We start from the raw sequence: 15,249 nt of genomic DNA on the forward strand, positions 1-15,249 counted from the left end.
AGGGGAAGAACGATGGCGAGCGAACGACAGGCCCGACTGGCCGACCGCATCCGGGTGCTCATCGCGGAGCGTCTCGAGAAGGGGCTGCGCGACCCGCGGCTCGGGTTCGTGACGATCACCGACGTCCGGGTGACCGGCGACCTGCAGCATGCCTCCGTGTTCTACACGGTGCTCGGCAGCGAGCAGGAGCGCACCGACACCGCGGACGCGCTGCGTGCCGCGACCGGGATGCTGCGCAGCGAGGTGGGGCGCAAGCTCAACACCCGGCTGACGCCGACCCTCGAGTTCATCCTCGACGGCATCCCGGAGAACGCGGGGCACATCGAGGACCTCCTGCGCGAGGCGCGGGAGCGGGACGAGCAGGTGGCGCACCTCGCCGCGAAGGCGCAGTACGCCGGCGACGCCGACCCGTACGCCGCGCCCCGCGACGACGAGGACTGACCCGCCGCACACACGACGCCGGCTCCACCCCTACGGGGGAGCCGGCGTCGTCGTCTTCATGCGCCCGCATCCGGATGCGCACCGCGGAACGACGAACCGGCCCGTCCCCGAGGGGAGCGGGCCGGTCCGGCGAGGCGGCTCAGTGCTTGGGCTGCTTGGGCTTCTGCACGAAGAGGGTCTCGGTCTTCTCGAGCTCCATGCCCTTCGTCTCCGGCACCCGCCACAGCACGTACAGCAGGGAGAGGGCGGCGAAGGCGGCGTACATGCCGTAGGTCAGCGGCAGCGACCAGTCCGACATCACCGGGAACGTCATCGTGATGAGGAAGTTCGCGATCCACTGCGCGCCGGCGGCCACACCGAGCGCCTTGCCGCGGATGCGGCTGGGGAAGATCTCACCGAGCAGCACCCACACCAGCGGGCCCCAGGACGCGCCGAACCCGACGACGAACAGGTTCGCGGCGATGAGCGCGATCGGACCCCAGGCGCCCGGGAGCGAGACCTCGCCGTCGACCTTCACGGCGAAGGCGAAGGCCAGTGCCATGGTGCCCAGCGACACGGTCATGAGCGCGGAACCGGTGAGGAGGATCGGCTTGCGGCCGACACGGTCGACGAGCCAGATCGCGATGAGGGTGACGAGCACGTTGGTGACGCTCGTGATGACGCTGATGAGGAGCGAATCGCCCTCGTCGAACCCGACCGCCTTCCACAGCGTCGTCGAGTAGTAGAAGATCACGTTGATGCCGACGAACTGCTGGAACACCGACAGGATGATACCCACCCAGACGATCGGCTGGAGGCCGAACCGCGGGCCGCGCAGCGTCGCGCCCTTGTTCTTCTTGTCCTCCTCGATGGCCTTCGTGAGGTCCTTCATCGTCTGGTCGAGGTCGACCTCCGGGACCAGGCGCGAGAAGATCTTGCGCGCTTCGTCGGTGCGGCCCTTGGCGATGAGGTAGCGCGGCGATTCCGGCACTGTGAACGCGAGGATGCCGTAGACGGCGGAGGGGATGACGCCGACCAGGAACATCCAGCGCCAGGCCTCCATGCCGAGCCACAGCTCGTTCGACGCGCCGTCCGCGGCGGTGGCCAGGAGCGCGTCGGAGAGCAGGGCGCCGAAGATACCGAGCGTGATGGCCAGCTGCTGCAGCGACGCCAGCGAGCCGCGGATCTGCCGCGGCGCGATCTCGGCGATGTACGCCGGGGCCACGACCGAGGCGATGCCGATGCCGAGGCCGCTGAGCACGCGCCAGACGAACAGGTCGGCGATGCTGAAGGTCAGCGCGGTGCCGATCGACGACACGAAGAAGAGGATCGCGCCGAGGAACATGACCCGCAGGCGCCCCCAGCGGTCGGACAGCGCACCGGCCAGCATGGCGCCGGCCGCGCAGCCGAGCAGCGCGACGGCCACGACGAACCCGGTCAGGAACGCGCTGGTCTCGAACGTGCGCTCGATCGAGTCGACGGCGCCGTTGATGACGGAGGAGTCGAAACCGAAGAGGAAGCCGCCGACCGCGGCGGCGATCGAGAGTCCGATCGCCCGGCGCCCGTACGGGCTGGACATCTTGAATGCACCCGTGGGGAGCGCGTCGCTACTGTTCACGAACGTCAACCCTAACCCCGCGTCCCTGCGTGTCCTGGGGATTGACCTCGGCGCGATTAGCATTGAGGCATGACCGTGCACCTGCTCGGCGCGGCCGAGATCCGCGCTCTGGCCGCCGAGCTGGACGTCACGCCGACGAAGAAGCTCGGTCAGAACTTCGTCCACGACGCGAACACGGTGCGCAAGATCGTGCAGGCCGGGCGCGTCGGCTCCGACGACCGCGTGGTCGAGATCGGCCCGGGCCTCGGCTCGCTGACCCTCGCGGTGCTGGAGACCGGCGCGCAGGTCGTCGCGGTCGAGATCGACGGCCGGCTGGCGGCGCGGCTCGCCCAGACCGCCGCCGCCCACGGGGTGCCCGACGGCGCCCTCACGGTCGTCCACGCCGACGCGCTGCAGGTGACCGAGCTCCCGGGTGACCCGACGGTGCTCATCGCGAACCTGCCGTACAACGTGTCGGTGCCCGTGCTGCTGCACTTCATGGAGACCTTCCCCGCCATCTCGCGCGGCGTCGTCATGGTGCAGGCGGAGGTGGGGGAGCGGCTCGCGGCCCCGCCCGGTTCGAAGGTCTACGGCGCCCCCAGTGTCAAGGCCGCCTGGTACGGTCCGTGGCGGCTCGCCGGCACGGTGTCCCGGCAGGTGTTCTGGCCGGTCCCGGGGGTGGACAGCGTGCTCGTCGGGTTCGAGCGGGATGCGGTCGCCCGCGGCACCGAGACGGAGCGCCGCCGCACGTTCGAACTCGTCGACGCCGCGTTCGGTCAGCGTCGCAAGATGCTCCGGCAGTCGCTCTCGTCCGTGCTCGGCGGGTCGGCCGCATCCGCCTCGGAGGTGCTCGTGCAGGCCGGGGTCGACCCGACCGCCCGCGGGGAGCAGCTCACGGTCGAGGACTTCCTGCGCGTCGCCCGCGTGTCGGCCTAGTCGCCGATCCGCGTCGCGAGGAACCCCGCGAGGTCGCGGATGACCGCGGCCTCCACCGCCGGGGTCGCGCTCGTGTGCGTCATCGGGTACCGCCGCACCTCGGCGGTCCCGCCACCGGCGACGACCGCGGCGCACAGCTCCTCACCGCCGAACGCCACGTCGTCGTACTCGGCGACGGCCGCGAACACGGGCGGCATCCCGGCGATCGTCGTCCGCACCCCGGGCGACACCCACGGGTGGTCGGCCGGCACGTCCGTCCCGAGGTAGCCGCGCAGCTGCTCCTCCCGCGCGAGGCGGGCCTGCGTCGGCAGATCCGGCCGGGTGCGCGCGAGCAGCATCGACGGCACGACGAGTCCGAGCCCGGCGAGCGGGGCGGGCCGGGCTCGCAGGGCGTCGGCCGCGGCGGCGAGCGCGACGGTGTTCGCACCGCTCGAGGTGCCGACGAGCGCGATCCGGGCGGGGTCCACCCGTGGCCCGATCCGTCCGTGGCGGATCGCGTCGAGCACGAGCAGCGCGTCGACGATCGCGGCCGGGTAGGGGTGCTCCGGCGCCAGCCGGTAGTCCACGTCGAACACGGCGAGGCCGGTGGCGCCGGCGAGCGTGTCGACCAGGGCGCGGTCGATCCGGCCCGCGACCTCTCCGCCACCCATCCAGAACGCGCCGCCGTGCAGCCGGACGACCGCCCCCCGCGGCCGGGGCGGCGCGGTCACGGCCACCTCGACACGGAGGACCGGGCCGTCCGGCACACGGGGTGCCGGGCCCCGCGGCGCGGTCCCCGACAGTGCGGGCACGAGGTCGTCGAGCTGGGCCCCGGCCGGGACCTCGACCACGGCGACCTCGCGACTGAGCGGGACGCGCGCGGCCGGGACGAGGTCGCCGACGGTCGCGGCGAACCGGCGCGCACCGATGCGGTCCAGCGCCTCCCGGTGCCGGAGCGCATGCGCGTCCGCCGCGGCACGGGCCCGGCGCACCCGCGCGAGCCAGTCCGCAGGGCTCTCCCGCGCATCGCGGTCGAACCGCGGCGACGGGGCCGACCGCGCACCGTCGGCGGCGAGGGCCTCGAGCAGCATCCCGAGGCCGGCGTCGATCACGCCGCTCACGTCGTCGATCCGATGCTGAGCGCGGGCATGAGCACGATGCGCTCGCACGGTGCGTCGGCGTCCTGGATGCGGGCGATCAGGCGTTCCGCGCCCGTCCGCCCGGATTCCACGAGCGGCTGACGCACCGTCGTCAGTCCGAGTGCCTCGACGAGCTCGCCGCCGTCCCAGCCCATGACCCCGATCATCCCCGGCACGTCCACGCGCAGGTCCCGGAGCCCGGCCAGCACACCCGCGGCGAGCGTGTCGTGGCCGGCCAGCACCCCCACCCGCACACCCTTCGCCATGCCCGCGATCGCGCCCGCCGCCGCGCGGCCGGCCGTGACGTCGCCGGAGCGGGCCGTGATGCAGTGCACACTGCTCTCGGGCACCCCGCAGTCTGCGAGTGCGCGAACGAAGCCGGTCAGCCGACGCTTGCCCTGTGAGATGTAGTCGTTCGAGACCTGCCCCTCGGTCACGTACACGAACCGCTCGTAGCCCTGCGCGACCAGGTGTTCGCTCGCGAGCCGCGCGCCGTGCGACTCGTCGAGGATCACGGAGGTGAACTGCGGATGCGTGGAGTCCACCAGCACGGTGGGCAACGACCGGTCCAGGATGCGGGAGCTGAGCCCCGTGTCCACCGGGACCCCCATGATGATGAGCCCGTCGAGGTCGCCCGAGAACGGCAGCGAGGCCAAGCGGGGGGACGGGGAGCGGCTCGCCGAGGGGTGGTCGAAGACGATCGCCTCCATCCGGTCCGCCCCCACCACGCCGAGGATGCCCTGGAGCCGTGCGGCGTACGACGGGTAGGTGGTGAACGGGGCGATGACCCCGATCCGCTTGCGGCCGAGCCGTGCGCGCTGGTGCGCGATCGCGTGCGGCACGTACCCCAGGCGGTCCGCCGCGTCCAGGACGCGCGTCCGGGTGTCGGCGGAGACCCGTCCGGGACGGTTCATGGCGTTCGAGACCGTGGCGATCGAGACGCCCGCCTCCCGCGCGACGTCGCGGATCGTGATGGCGCCGCTCATGCGCGGTACCGTTCGACGCGGAGCGACCGGCCGCGCTGGAGCGCCGGATCCGGGATGGGTGCCGCGTCCAGCAACGATCGCGTGTACGGGTGCGCCGGGTCGAGGACGACCTCGCGTGCGGTGCCCTGCTCGACGATGCGACCGCGGTACATCACGGCGATGTCGTCGCAGAAACTGCGCACCACGGACAGGTCGTGCGAGATGAACAGGTACGCGATGCCGAGGTCGTCCTGCAGCTCGGCGAGGAGGGTGAGCACCTGGTCCTGGATCGTCAGGTCGAGCGCGCTCACCGGTTCGTCGCACACGATGAGCTCGGGCCCGAGGACGAGCGCCCGCGCGATCGCGATGCGCTGCCGCTGCCCGCCCGAGAACTGCGCCGGGTACCGCGATGCGGCGCTCGCCGGCAGCCCGACCCGGTCGAGGGCGGTACGCACCTCGCGCTGCGCGTCGCGGCGGGTCATCCCGTGCGCGAGCACGAGCGGCTCGGCGAGCGTCGAGCCGACGGTCCGCACCGGGTTGAGCGAGCCGTAGGGGTCCTGGAAGATGATCTGCACGCGCCGGGACAGCGCCCTGCGACGTGCCCGCGGCAGGCCGACGAGCTCTTCGCCGTCGAGCCGGATGCTGCCGCCGACCGGCTCCACGAGCCCGACCACGGCGTTGCCCACGCTCGACTTGCCCGACCCGGACTCGCCGATGAGGCCGAGCGTGCGCCCCCGCCGGACGTCGAGGCCGATGCCGTCGACGGCGGTGTGGGTCGTGTGCCGGCCGCGTTCGTCACGTGCCGGGTACGCGATGCGCAGATCCCGGATCGAGAGCAGCACCGGGGACTCGGGGCGCTCGGCGTGGACGTCGAGCCGGCCCGGGTCGGCGGCGAGCATGGCACGGGTGTGCGGGTGCTCCGGCTGCGCGAAGATCTCCCGCACCGGCGCCTCCTCCACGAGGCGGCCCCCGCGCATGACGACGACGCGGTCGGCGATGTCGGCGACGACCCCCCAGTCGTGCGTCACGAGCAGCAGCGACATGGAGTCGTCCGCGTCGCACAGCTCGTGGAGGAGTCCCAGCACCTCGGCCTGGACGGTGACGTCGAGGGCGGTGGTCGGCTCGTCCGCGATGAGCACCTTCGGTCGCGCGCTGAGCGCCGCCGCGATCACCACGCGCTGGGCCATCCCGCCGGAGAGCTGGTGCGGGTACCGGCGGGCCACGGCTGCGGGATCAGGGATCCGCACGCGTTCGAGGAGCTCCAGCATCCGGGTCCGCGCCTCGGCCTTCGTCCCGCCCTGGTGCAGGCGCACGAGCTGGACGAGGAGGTCGCCGACCCGCATGGACGGATCGAGCGAGGGCTGCGGGTCCTGGGTGATGTAGCCGAAGCTCTCGGCGCGCAGCCGCCGCATCCGTTCCGGGTCGCCGGCGACGACCTCCACGCCGTCCACCCGGATGCTGCCCGCGGTGATGCGGGTGCCGCGCCCGAGGCCGAGCAGCGCGAGCGAGGTGACCGACTTGCCGGATCCGGACTCGCCGACCAGGCACAGGGTCTCACCCGCGTCGAGATGGAACGACACGTCGGTCACGAGCGGCACCGTGCCCGCGGCGGTGTCCGCGACGATCGAGAGGCCCGTCACCTCCAGGAGCGCGCCGGAGCGCTCCGGGGCGGCCGTGGTCGCGTCGCCCCGGACGGCACGGGCGGGGCGCGGTGCGCGGCGGCGGGCGGGCGCGCCGGTCCAGCGCTCGGCCACCGCGTCGCGGACGCTGTCGCCGGTGAGCATGAGGGCCATCACGGTGACGATGATGATGCCACCGGTCGGCACGAGCAGCCAGGGGGAGCGGGAGATGTTCTCGCTCGCGGACTGCACCATGTTGCCCCAGCTTGGCGCGGGCAGGCGCACGCCGAACCCGAGGTAGCCGAGCCCCGTCTCGGCCATGATGACCACACCGCTGAAGATGGTCGCCTGCACGATGATGGGGCCCGCGAGCCGGGGCAGCACGTGCCGCACGGTGATCTGGAACTCCGTCAGACCCATCGTGCGGGCACCCTTGACGAACAGTTCGTTCCGCACGGTGCGGGTCGTCCCACGCACCACCCGGATGAGGAGCGGGCTGGTGAGCACGCCGAGCGCGACCATCGCGATCGTCATGTCGCCGGGGACGATCGAGAGCATCACCAGCAGGATGATGAAGGACGGGACGCTCAGCAGCACCTCGGCGGCGCGCACGACCACGGTGTCCACGACGCCGCGGGACATGCCGGCGGCGAGGCCGAACGTGACGCCCACGAGCAGGAACACGACGAGCGCCTGCACCACCCCGAGCAGGGTGGTGCGGCCGCCGTACAGGAGTCGCGAGAGCACGTCGCGGCCGAGTTCGTCGGTGCCGAGCGGGTGCGCCGCAGTGGGGCCGGACAGGACGTCGGTGAGATCCTGCGCCGTCGGCGGGTACGGCGCGATGAGCGGTGCGAGGGCGACGGCGCCCACGATGACGAGCAGGATCGCGCTGCACACGATGAACTGCGGACGCCGCAGCAGGAGCCGCCACAGCGGCTGCACCTGCCGGGTGTCCTCGCGCGGCGCGGGCGGCTCCTGCGCGGCGCCGGGGCGGGGATCGGTGGCGACGGCGGTCATGCGTTCTCCTTCACGTCGAGCCGGCTGTAGGCCAGCTCCACGACGAGGTTGGTCACGATGATGACGATCGTGAAGATGAGGGTGATCGCCTGCACCACCGGGATGTCGTGCAGCAGGGTCGCGTTCACCGAGTACCCCGCGAACCCGGGGATGACGAAGACGCTCTCCACGAGCACGGTGCCGGTGGTGAGGCCGATCATCTTCATGCCGAGGATCGTGACGATCGGGATGGCCGCGCCGCGGAGGGCGTGCCGCCAGAGGATGCGGCGTTCGCTCACGCCGTGCGCGCGCAGCAGGAGGATGTACGGCTGTGCGAGCTGCTCGGCGACCGCATCCCGGGTCTGTTTCGCCAGCAGCGCGGTACCGCCGATCGTGAGGGTGGCCACGGGGAGGATCATGTGCGCGAGCCAGTCGCCGAATCCGTCCACGATCGGCGAGTACCCGCTCGTCGGCACCCAGCGCAGCTCGACCGCGAAGATCGCCGCGAGCACGAGACCGATCCAGAAGCTCGGCACGGCGGAGCCGACGACGCTCCCCGCATCCGCCAGCTTGCCGACCGCGCCCGGCCGGGACGCGCCGACGACGCCGAGCAGGATGCCGAGGATCGAGGCGCAGACGAACGTGCACAGGATCAGCGCGAGCGTCGGCTCGAGCCGGTCGGCGAGCACCTGCACGACCGGGACCCCGCTCACGATCGAGTTGCCGAGGTCGCCCCGGAAGAGTCCGCCCAGCCACTGCCCGTACTGCGCCCACAGCGGGAGGTTCAGTCCGAGCTCCTCGCGGACCCGCTCGTACTGCTCGGTCGTGGCGCTCGGCCCCACGATGGTGCGTGCCGCGTCACCGGGCGTGAGCGAGACCAGGACGAACAGCAGGGCGGAGATGACGAAGAACAGGATGAGGCTCATCACGAGCCAGTTCAGCAACCGACGCAGTGGCACCGGGTCCTCCTCGGGGACGGGAGGGGCCGGCCGGGACGCGGGGTCCCGGCCGGCCCTGGGATCACTTGGCGGGTGCGATCTCGGTCAGGGGTGTCTGCGGCCGCGCGGCGGACACGGACAGTGGGGCGAGGGTGTCGGCGGCGAAGTAGAACACCGGTGCGAACACGGCCGGCGCGAACCAGGCCTGCTCGACGAGCTCGCGCTCGACCTCCTCGTACAGCGCCGTCGCCTCGTCCTCCGGCGACGCCATCGCCTGCAGCATGGTGTCGTCGATGGAGGGGCTCGTGGACCCGAGCGGGTTGAAGGTCGCGGTGGGCCCGAACAGGCCGTCGTACTCCATCGGCATCGGCTGCGAGCCGTAGCCGATGACCGCGGCCGGGAAGGTGCCCGACGTCATGGCGGCGAAGTAGTCGGCGCTCGGTCGGGCGTCCAGCTGGAGCTGCACGCCGACGGCGGCGAGCTGCTCCACGAGCACCTGGGAGAGCGTCGCGGCGGTGGCGGATGTGCTCGCGATCACCGGGATCGTGAACCCGTCGGGGTAGCCCGCCTCGGCCAGGAGCTGCTTGGCCTTGTCCGGGTCGTACGCGTAGTGGCCCTCGAGGTCGTCGACGTAGCCGGCCTCGCTGGGCACCACGGTCTGCTCGGTGGCGAACCCGTACTCGCCGAGCAGCGCGGTCGCGATGCTCTCCCGGTCGAGCGCGTAGTTGATCGCCTGGCGCACCTTCAGTTCCTGCAGGGGGCTGCCGAGGGTGCCCTCGCGGTCGAGCAGGCTGAGGCCGTAGAAGACGGTCGGGGCGGAGAGGATCTGGAGTCCCGCGGTCTCGGCGCCGCCGGCCGTGCCGAGGTCGCCGGCGGCGTAGTCGATCTCACCGGTCTTCAGCGCGTTGAGGCGCTGCTCCGCGTTCTCCATCACGGTGATGACGATCTCGTCCCAGTACTGCGTCTCCGGGTCCCAGTAGTCGTCGCGGGCGGTGTAGACGTAGGTGGACCCTGCCACGGTCTGCGAGGCGTCGAGCTCGTACGGGCCCGCGCCGGCGGTCTGGGTCGCGAGCGACTCCACGTCCTCCTCGAGGGCGAGGGGCGAGACCACCATGCCCGCGACCCACCGCTGGGTGAACGCCTGCGGTGCGAGCGGATGCGGGGTGTCCCAGGTGATGCGGACGGTGTCGTCGTCGACCTTCTCGTAGCTGCCGCCGTTGACGAGCGACGCCACGTTGCTGAGGCCGGTGTCGAGGTGCTCGAGGTTCGCGATGAGCGCGTCGGCGTCGAGCTCCGCGCCGTCGGAGAACGTCACGCCGTCGCGGACGGTGATCTCGAAGACGGTGTTCTCGTCGTCGACGAAGCCCCACTCGGTCGCGAGGCCCGGCACGAGCGAGCCGTCCTCCTCCACGTCGATGAGCGCGTCGTACGCCGGCTGCGCGAACGGGCTCGTGGACTGCTCCATGTTCGCGGGGTCGAGGCTCGTGGGTGCCTTGTCCAGCGCGATCCGCAGCGTGCCGCCGCGGGCGGCGGGCTCGTCGTCGGCGCTCGGCTTGTTCGACGACGCGCACGCCGTCGCGGTGAGTGCCACCGCCGACAGTGCGGCGACGGCCATCACCAGTCGGGGGCGGGTGGGACGTGATTGCATCGGAGACCTCCTCGTCTTCGCGCACGCCGGAGGATGCCGGCGAGGCGCCCGGGTGCTGTGGGATTCGCAGTCAAACACGGGCGTTCCGAGCGTGTGAAGCATTACACGTGAACAGTTTTACAAGCCGGTGCAGCACGGCATCCGCACCGCGCGCCGTGCACAACTGCGGAGTTCGTGGGCGACACGCCGGGGGCGCGGGCCTCGGATGCGGCGTGTCGGGCGCCGCATCCGCAGTTGTGTCCGCTGGGGGGGCGCGGGCCGCGAGCCACAGCGGGCCGCGCACCGCGGACGGGCGGGATGCGGGGGCGGATGGCGACGGGATGTCACGCCGTGTTGCGCGTCCGTTCAGGGTGCGTACGAAACATGCCGGTAACATGGCGGCGTCCACCGTCCGGAACCCGGGCACCTCGCCTCGCGGTGGACCTGGGAGAACGAACCCATGCGCAAGGCCGAGTACCCCGCAGCGGAGCGGGTCCTGCTCCACCTGTCCGACACCCACCTGCGCGCCCCCGGGCCGCAGCTCTTCGGCACCGTCGACGGTCGGGCGCATCTCGCGCAGGCACTCGCCGGCATCGAGGCCTCCGGCATCCGACCGGACGGGATCGTCTTCACCGGCGACCTCGTCGACCTCGGCGAGCCCGACGCGTACGCGGCGCTGCGAGACCTCGTCGAACCGGTCGCCGCGCGCCTGGGCGCCCCCGTCTTCTGGGTCATGGGCAACCACGACGACCGCACCGCCTTCCGCGCCGCGCTCGCCGCGGACGAGACGGCCGACGGGGTCGCGCCGTTCGACCGCGTCGACGAGCTCGACGGTCTGCGGCTGGTCACCCTCGACTCCACCGTCCCCGGTGAGCACCACGGCGAACTGCGCCAGGCGCAGCTCGACTGGCTCGCCGACGTGCTCGCCACCCCGGCGCCGCTCGGCACGATCCTCGCGATGCACCACCCGCCGGTCCCGAGCGTGCTGCCGCTCGCGGCGAGCGTGGAGCTGCGCGACCAGCAGCGGCTCGCCGAGGTGCTGCGCGGCAGCGACGTGCGCGCGATCATCGCCGGGCACCTGCACTACTCGACGTTCGCGACGTTCGCCGGCATCCCGGTGTCGGTCGCGTCCTCCACCTGTTACGCACAGGACCTCACCGTGCCGGTCGGCGGCACCCGCCCGCAGGACGGCGCGCGCTCGTTCAACCTCGTGCACGTCTACGACGAGACGGTCGTGCACTCGGTCGTCGCGGTCGAGCCGCCCGCGCCGCTCGAGTACATCGACGCGGCCGAGGCGCAGCGGCGACTGCACGCCGCCGGCATCGACCAGGCCGTCAGCGGGCTGCGGCGGATCGACCCGCCGACCCGGCCGCTGCCGGTACTGCGCTGACCGCGTCCCGCTCCCACGGGGCGCGGACCGGGAACATCCGCTCCAGCAGCTGCGTGACCACCTGCACCCGCACCTCCTCGGGCACCTCGGTCTCACCGCCGTCGTTCAGGCAGAACATGTCGATGTCGCCGCGGGCGACGAGTCGCTCGGTCCGCCGCAGCGACTCCGCCATCGTGGTCTGGTAGTACCGGGTCCGCGGCGCGGTCGTCGGCACCGCGCGCCCCGTGAACAGCGCGTAGTAGTGGTACAGGCTGTTCGTGACCGAGATGTCGGTCGCCGAACGGAACCGGGATGCGGCCGTCCGGGCGAAGTCGTCGGCGAACTCCCGCTCGAGCTCGAACATCACGCTCTTGCGCAGCGGCGTGGCACAGTGCTCGAGGTCGCGCACGATCGTCCGCCCGAAGCGCTCGTGCAGCAGTCCACGGTTGACGCGCAGGCCGTTGTCGTGGCCGCTGCGGTGGGTGCGGGTGGGGCCGGTGCCGATCCGCACGTCGCACTCGACGAACTTCGTGACCCCGGCGGGGGAGAAGAACAGCTCGGGCTCGACCGGACGGCCGAAGAACATGTCGTCGTTGGAGTAGAGGAAGTGCTCGGCCAGCCCCGGGATGCGGTGCAGCTGCGCCTCGACGGCGTGCGAGTTGTGCGTGGGCAGCACCGACGGGTCGGCGAAGAACTCCTCGCTGCGCACGATCGTGACCTTCGGATGGTCGGCGAGCCAGCGCGGCGCGGGGGAGTCGGTCGCGATGAAGATCCGGCGCACCCAGGGCGCGTACATGTGGACGCTGCGCAGCGCGTAGCGGAGTTCGTCGACGTGGCGGAACCGGGCGGGCCCATCGTCGCCCTCGCCCACGACGTACTCGGCGAGCTGGGCGGCCCGCTGACGCTGGAAGGCGCTGGAGGACCCGTCGACCCAGGAGAAGACCATGTCGATCTCGTCGGTGACCTCGGACGGATGCGGGTCGAACATGCCGGCGAGGGTGCGCCAGGTGCGGCCGTACCGGGTGACCTCGGTGAACTCGAGGTCGGCGGCGGGGATGACGCGGCGGGTCAGCGCGTTCTCGGAGGGCGCCTCGACGGTCTCGCCGCCGAAGCGCCAGAACTCGAGCCGGATGCCGCAGGAGGCGCCGTAGCGGAGGCCGCCGGGGCCGGTGATGCGGGGACGGAAGAGCCGGATGCTGCCGATCCCCGCCGCGCGGTGGACGGCGTCGGGGACGGGGACCGCCGCCATGCCCTTGGGCTTGGCGTAGACGGGTTCGTGCTCGGCGAGGGCGAGGAGCGCTGCGCGTGCCCGCTCCCGGTCGGCGGCGTCGACGGCCAGGGCGGGTTCGCGCAGGCCGTGCCGTATGAGCGTGACCTCGACCCCGGCGTCCTCGAGCGTCGTCGCGATCAGCAGCAGGTCCGCGATGCGCGCGTCCTCGGGCGAGAGCCCCTCGTGCCGGAGGTGGAGCACGCCCTGATCGAGCAGGACGTCCTCGCGTCCGAGGAGCGAGGTCCACGGGTGCGGGTGTCCCGGAATCGCCGACAGTGTCGCCATGCATCCCCTTTCTCTCGATTCGGAAGGATCAGCGTACGACGCGTGTGTGTCAAGCCGGTTACCGCCGGGTGCCGGGACGCCACCGCGCGCGGATAGGCTGCTGACGTGAGTGACCAGCGCTTCCGCCCGGACATCCCCGACGTCCACCGTCCCTACGTGGCAGCCCCGGCGCGGAACGCGGGGATGCGGTACCGGCGGGTGGGTGCCTCCGGGCTGTACCTGCCCGAGCTCTCCCTCGGGCTGTGGTGGAACTTCGGCGACAACGTGCCGTTCGACCGGCAGCGCGCGGTGCTGCGCCACGCCTTCGACCGCGGCATCACCCACTTCGACCTGGCGAACAACTACGGTCCGCCGTACGGGTCGGCCGAGACGAACTTCGGCCGGATGCTGCGCGAGGACTTCAAGCCGTACCGGGACGAGCTCGTCATCTCGTCCAAGGCCGGGTGGGACATGTGGCCGGGGCCGTACGGCGACTTCGGTTCGCGCAAGTACCTCATCGCGAGCGCCGAGCAGTCGCTGCAGCGGATGGGGCTCGACTACGTCGACGTGTTCTATTCGCACCGGGTCGACCCGGTGACCCCGATCGAGGAGACCATCGGGGCGCTCGACACGCTCGTGCGGCAGGGGAAGGCGCTGTACGTCGGCATCTCCTCGTACAGTCCGGAGCGGACGGTCATGGCCGCCGCCGTGGCCCGGAGCCTGGGCACGCCGCTCATCATCCACCAGCCGGCGTACTCGATCCTCAACCGCTGGGTCGAGGACGGCCTGACCGCCGCGCTCCGCCAGGAGGAGATGGGCGCGATCGCGTTCACCCCGCTCGCGCAGGGCCTGCTCACCGGCCGCTACCTCGGCGACGGGCGCGGCCAGCGCTCGCAGCAGCGGTCCTCCCTGCCCGACAAGCCCCTTTCGCACGGGACCATCGCGGCGCTGCGGAGCCTCAACACGATCGCGAAGGAGCGCGGGCAGACGCTCGCGCAGATGGCGATCCAGTGGGTGCTCCGCGACCCGGTGGTGGCGTCCGCGCTGGTCGGTGCGTCCAGCACGGAGCAGCTCGACGAGAACCTCGCCGCCCTCGACGGTCCCGCGTTCGAGGCGGACGAGCTGGCGCGGATCGACGCGATCGCGACCGGCATCGACGTCGACCTGTGGGCGGTGTCGTCGAGACTGTGAGCACTCCCGCCGAGAACCGCCGCGTGCACGTGCGTGCACCCGGGAAGATCAACGTCTTCTTCGAGGTCGGGCAGGTGCAGGACGACGGCTACCACGACGTCGCATCCGCCTACCAGGCGGTCTCCGCCGTCGAGGACGTCTGGGCCACGCCCGCCGACGACATGACCATCGCGGTGACCGGCACCGTCGACGTCGGCGGCGTGCCCGTGGACGACCGCAACCTCGCCGTGCGCGCCGCGAGGCTCCTCGCCCGGGAGACCGGGTACCGCGGCGGGGTGCACCTCGACGTCCGCAAGGGAGTCCCGGTCGCCGGCGGCATGGGCGGGGGCTCGGCCGACGCCGCCGCCGCGCTCGTCGCCTGCGACGCGCTCTGGGGCACCGGGCTCGGGTCGCACGACCTGCAGGCGCTCGGCGCCCGGCTCGGTGCGGACGTGCCGTTCGCGCTCATGGGCGGCACGGCGATCGGGATGGGCCGCGGCGACGAACTCAGCCCGGCGTTGGCGCGCGGTCGGTTCGACTGGGTCATGGTCACAAGCGACCGGGGCCTGTCGACGCCCGAGGTCTACGCCGCACTCGACACGCTGCGCAGCGAGCGCCGACCCGACATCGAACCGGCCCCGCGCCGCCCCGGCGTGGACCCCGACGTGCTCCACGCGCTGCGTGCGGGCGACGCCGGGATGCTGGCGGCGTGCGTCCGCAACGACCTGCAGTCGGCGACCCTCGCGCTGCGCCCCGACCTCGCCGACGTGCTCGCGGACGGGGAGCGCGCCGGGGCGCTCGCCGGGATCGTCTCCGGCTCCGGACCCACGCTCGCGTTCCTCGCCGCCGACCCGGAGACGGCGATCGAGCTGCAGGTGGTGCTCAGCGCCGCCGGCCACACGGCGCTGCACGTCCACGGGCCCGTCCCGGGGGCGCGCGTCATCGACTGAGGAGGCGGCA

At 72.4% G+C, this 15,249-nt stretch carries 12 protein-coding genes; 5 read left to right on the forward strand and 7 right to left on the reverse strand.

What is annotated here, in order from left to right; translation table 11 throughout:
* Window positions 1–12: 12 nt before the first annotated feature.
* Window positions 13–441 (forward strand): 30S ribosome-binding factor RbfA, encoded by a 429-nt coding sequence (gene rbfA, locus ACWAUO_RS14250; protein ID WP_460776358.1) that lies wholly within the window; start codon window positions 13–15, stop codon window positions 439–441.
* A 139-nt stretch (window positions 442–580) separates the two neighbouring features.
* Here rbfA and ACWAUO_RS14255 read toward each other — a convergent pair whose 3' ends face one another.
* Window positions 581–1,999, reverse strand: coding sequence for a sugar porter family MFS transporter (locus ACWAUO_RS14255; protein WP_460776513.1), 1,419 nt, complete (start codon window positions 1,997–1,999; stop codon window positions 581–583).
* A gap of 108 nt (window positions 2,000–2,107) precedes the next feature.
* On the opposite strand from ACWAUO_RS14255, the gene rsmA reads away from it, so the two are divergent.
* Window positions 2,108–2,953 carry a 16S rRNA (adenine(1518)-N(6)/adenine(1519)-N(6))-dimethyltransferase RsmA gene (gene rsmA, locus ACWAUO_RS14260; protein WP_460776360.1) on the forward strand — a complete coding sequence of 282 codons (846 nt, stop codon included), beginning with the start codon at window positions 2,108–2,110 and terminating at the stop codon, window positions 2,951–2,953.
* Here rsmA and ACWAUO_RS14265 read toward each other — a convergent pair.
* The 5 genes from ACWAUO_RS14265 to ACWAUO_RS14285 form a co-directional block, all read right to left on the reverse strand.
* A complete protein-coding gene (locus ACWAUO_RS14265; RefSeq protein WP_460776361.1) occupies window positions 2,950–4,053 on the reverse strand; it encodes an alpha/beta hydrolase fold domain-containing protein in 1,104 nt (367 codons plus the stop codon). The two genes, rsmA and ACWAUO_RS14265, sit on opposite strands and share 4 nt — an antisense overlap.
* Entirely contained in the window at window positions 4,050–5,057 is a 1,008-nt protein-coding gene (locus ACWAUO_RS14270) for a LacI family DNA-binding transcriptional regulator (protein WP_460776363.1), read from the reverse strand. Before ACWAUO_RS14270 ends, ACWAUO_RS14265 begins: the two co-directional genes overlap by 4 nt.
* Window positions 5,054–7,672 (reverse strand): dipeptide ABC transporter ATP-binding protein, encoded by a 2,619-nt coding sequence (locus ACWAUO_RS14275; protein ID WP_460776365.1) that lies wholly within the window; start codon window positions 7,670–7,672, stop codon window positions 5,054–5,056. Before ACWAUO_RS14275 ends, ACWAUO_RS14270 begins: the two co-directional genes overlap by 4 nt.
* Entirely contained in the window at window positions 7,669–8,610 is a 942-nt protein-coding gene (locus tag ACWAUO_RS14280; protein ID WP_460776367.1) for an ABC transporter permease, read from the reverse strand. Before ACWAUO_RS14280 ends, ACWAUO_RS14275 begins: the two co-directional genes overlap by 4 nt.
* A gap of 61 nt (window positions 8,611–8,671) precedes the next feature.
* Window positions 8,672–10,237, reverse strand: coding sequence for an ABC transporter substrate-binding protein (locus ACWAUO_RS14285; protein ID WP_460776369.1), 1,566 nt, complete (start codon window positions 10,235–10,237; stop codon window positions 8,672–8,674).
* A gap of 439 nt (window positions 10,238–10,676) precedes the next feature.
* Here ACWAUO_RS14285 and ACWAUO_RS14290 point away from each other — a divergent pair, with 439 nt between their 5' ends.
* Window positions 10,677–11,606, forward strand: coding sequence for a phosphodiesterase (locus ACWAUO_RS14290; RefSeq protein ID WP_460776370.1), 930 nt, complete (start codon window positions 10,677–10,679; stop codon window positions 11,604–11,606).
* On the opposite strand, the gene ACWAUO_RS14295 is transcribed toward ACWAUO_RS14290, so the two are convergent.
* On the reverse strand, window positions 11,551–13,140 hold the full coding sequence (locus ACWAUO_RS14295) for a stealth conserved region 3 domain-containing protein (RefSeq protein ID WP_460776371.1): 1,590 nt from the start codon (window positions 13,138–13,140) through the stop codon (window positions 11,551–11,553). The genes ACWAUO_RS14290 and ACWAUO_RS14295 overlap by 56 nt on opposite strands.
* Before the next feature lie 183 nt (window positions 13,141–13,323).
* On the opposite strand from ACWAUO_RS14295, the gene ACWAUO_RS14300 reads away from it, so the two are divergent.
* Both ACWAUO_RS14300 and ACWAUO_RS14305 read left to right on the forward strand, forming a co-directional pair.
* The gene (locus ACWAUO_RS14300) at window positions 13,324–14,310 is read left to right on the forward strand and encodes an aldo/keto reductase (RefSeq protein ID WP_460776514.1); all 987 of its coding nucleotides are present in this window, start codon (window positions 13,324–13,326) and stop codon (window positions 14,308–14,310) included.
* A complete protein-coding gene (locus ACWAUO_RS14305) occupies window positions 14,307–15,239 on the forward strand; it encodes a 4-(cytidine 5'-diphospho)-2-C-methyl-D-erythritol kinase (RefSeq protein ID WP_460776373.1) in 933 nt (310 codons plus the stop codon). The genes ACWAUO_RS14300 and ACWAUO_RS14305 overlap by 4 nt, the downstream gene beginning before the upstream one ends.
* Window positions 15,240–15,249 lie beyond the last annotated feature (10 nt).

It is taken from the genome of Microbacterium sp. GXF7504, from assembly GCF_054798235.1.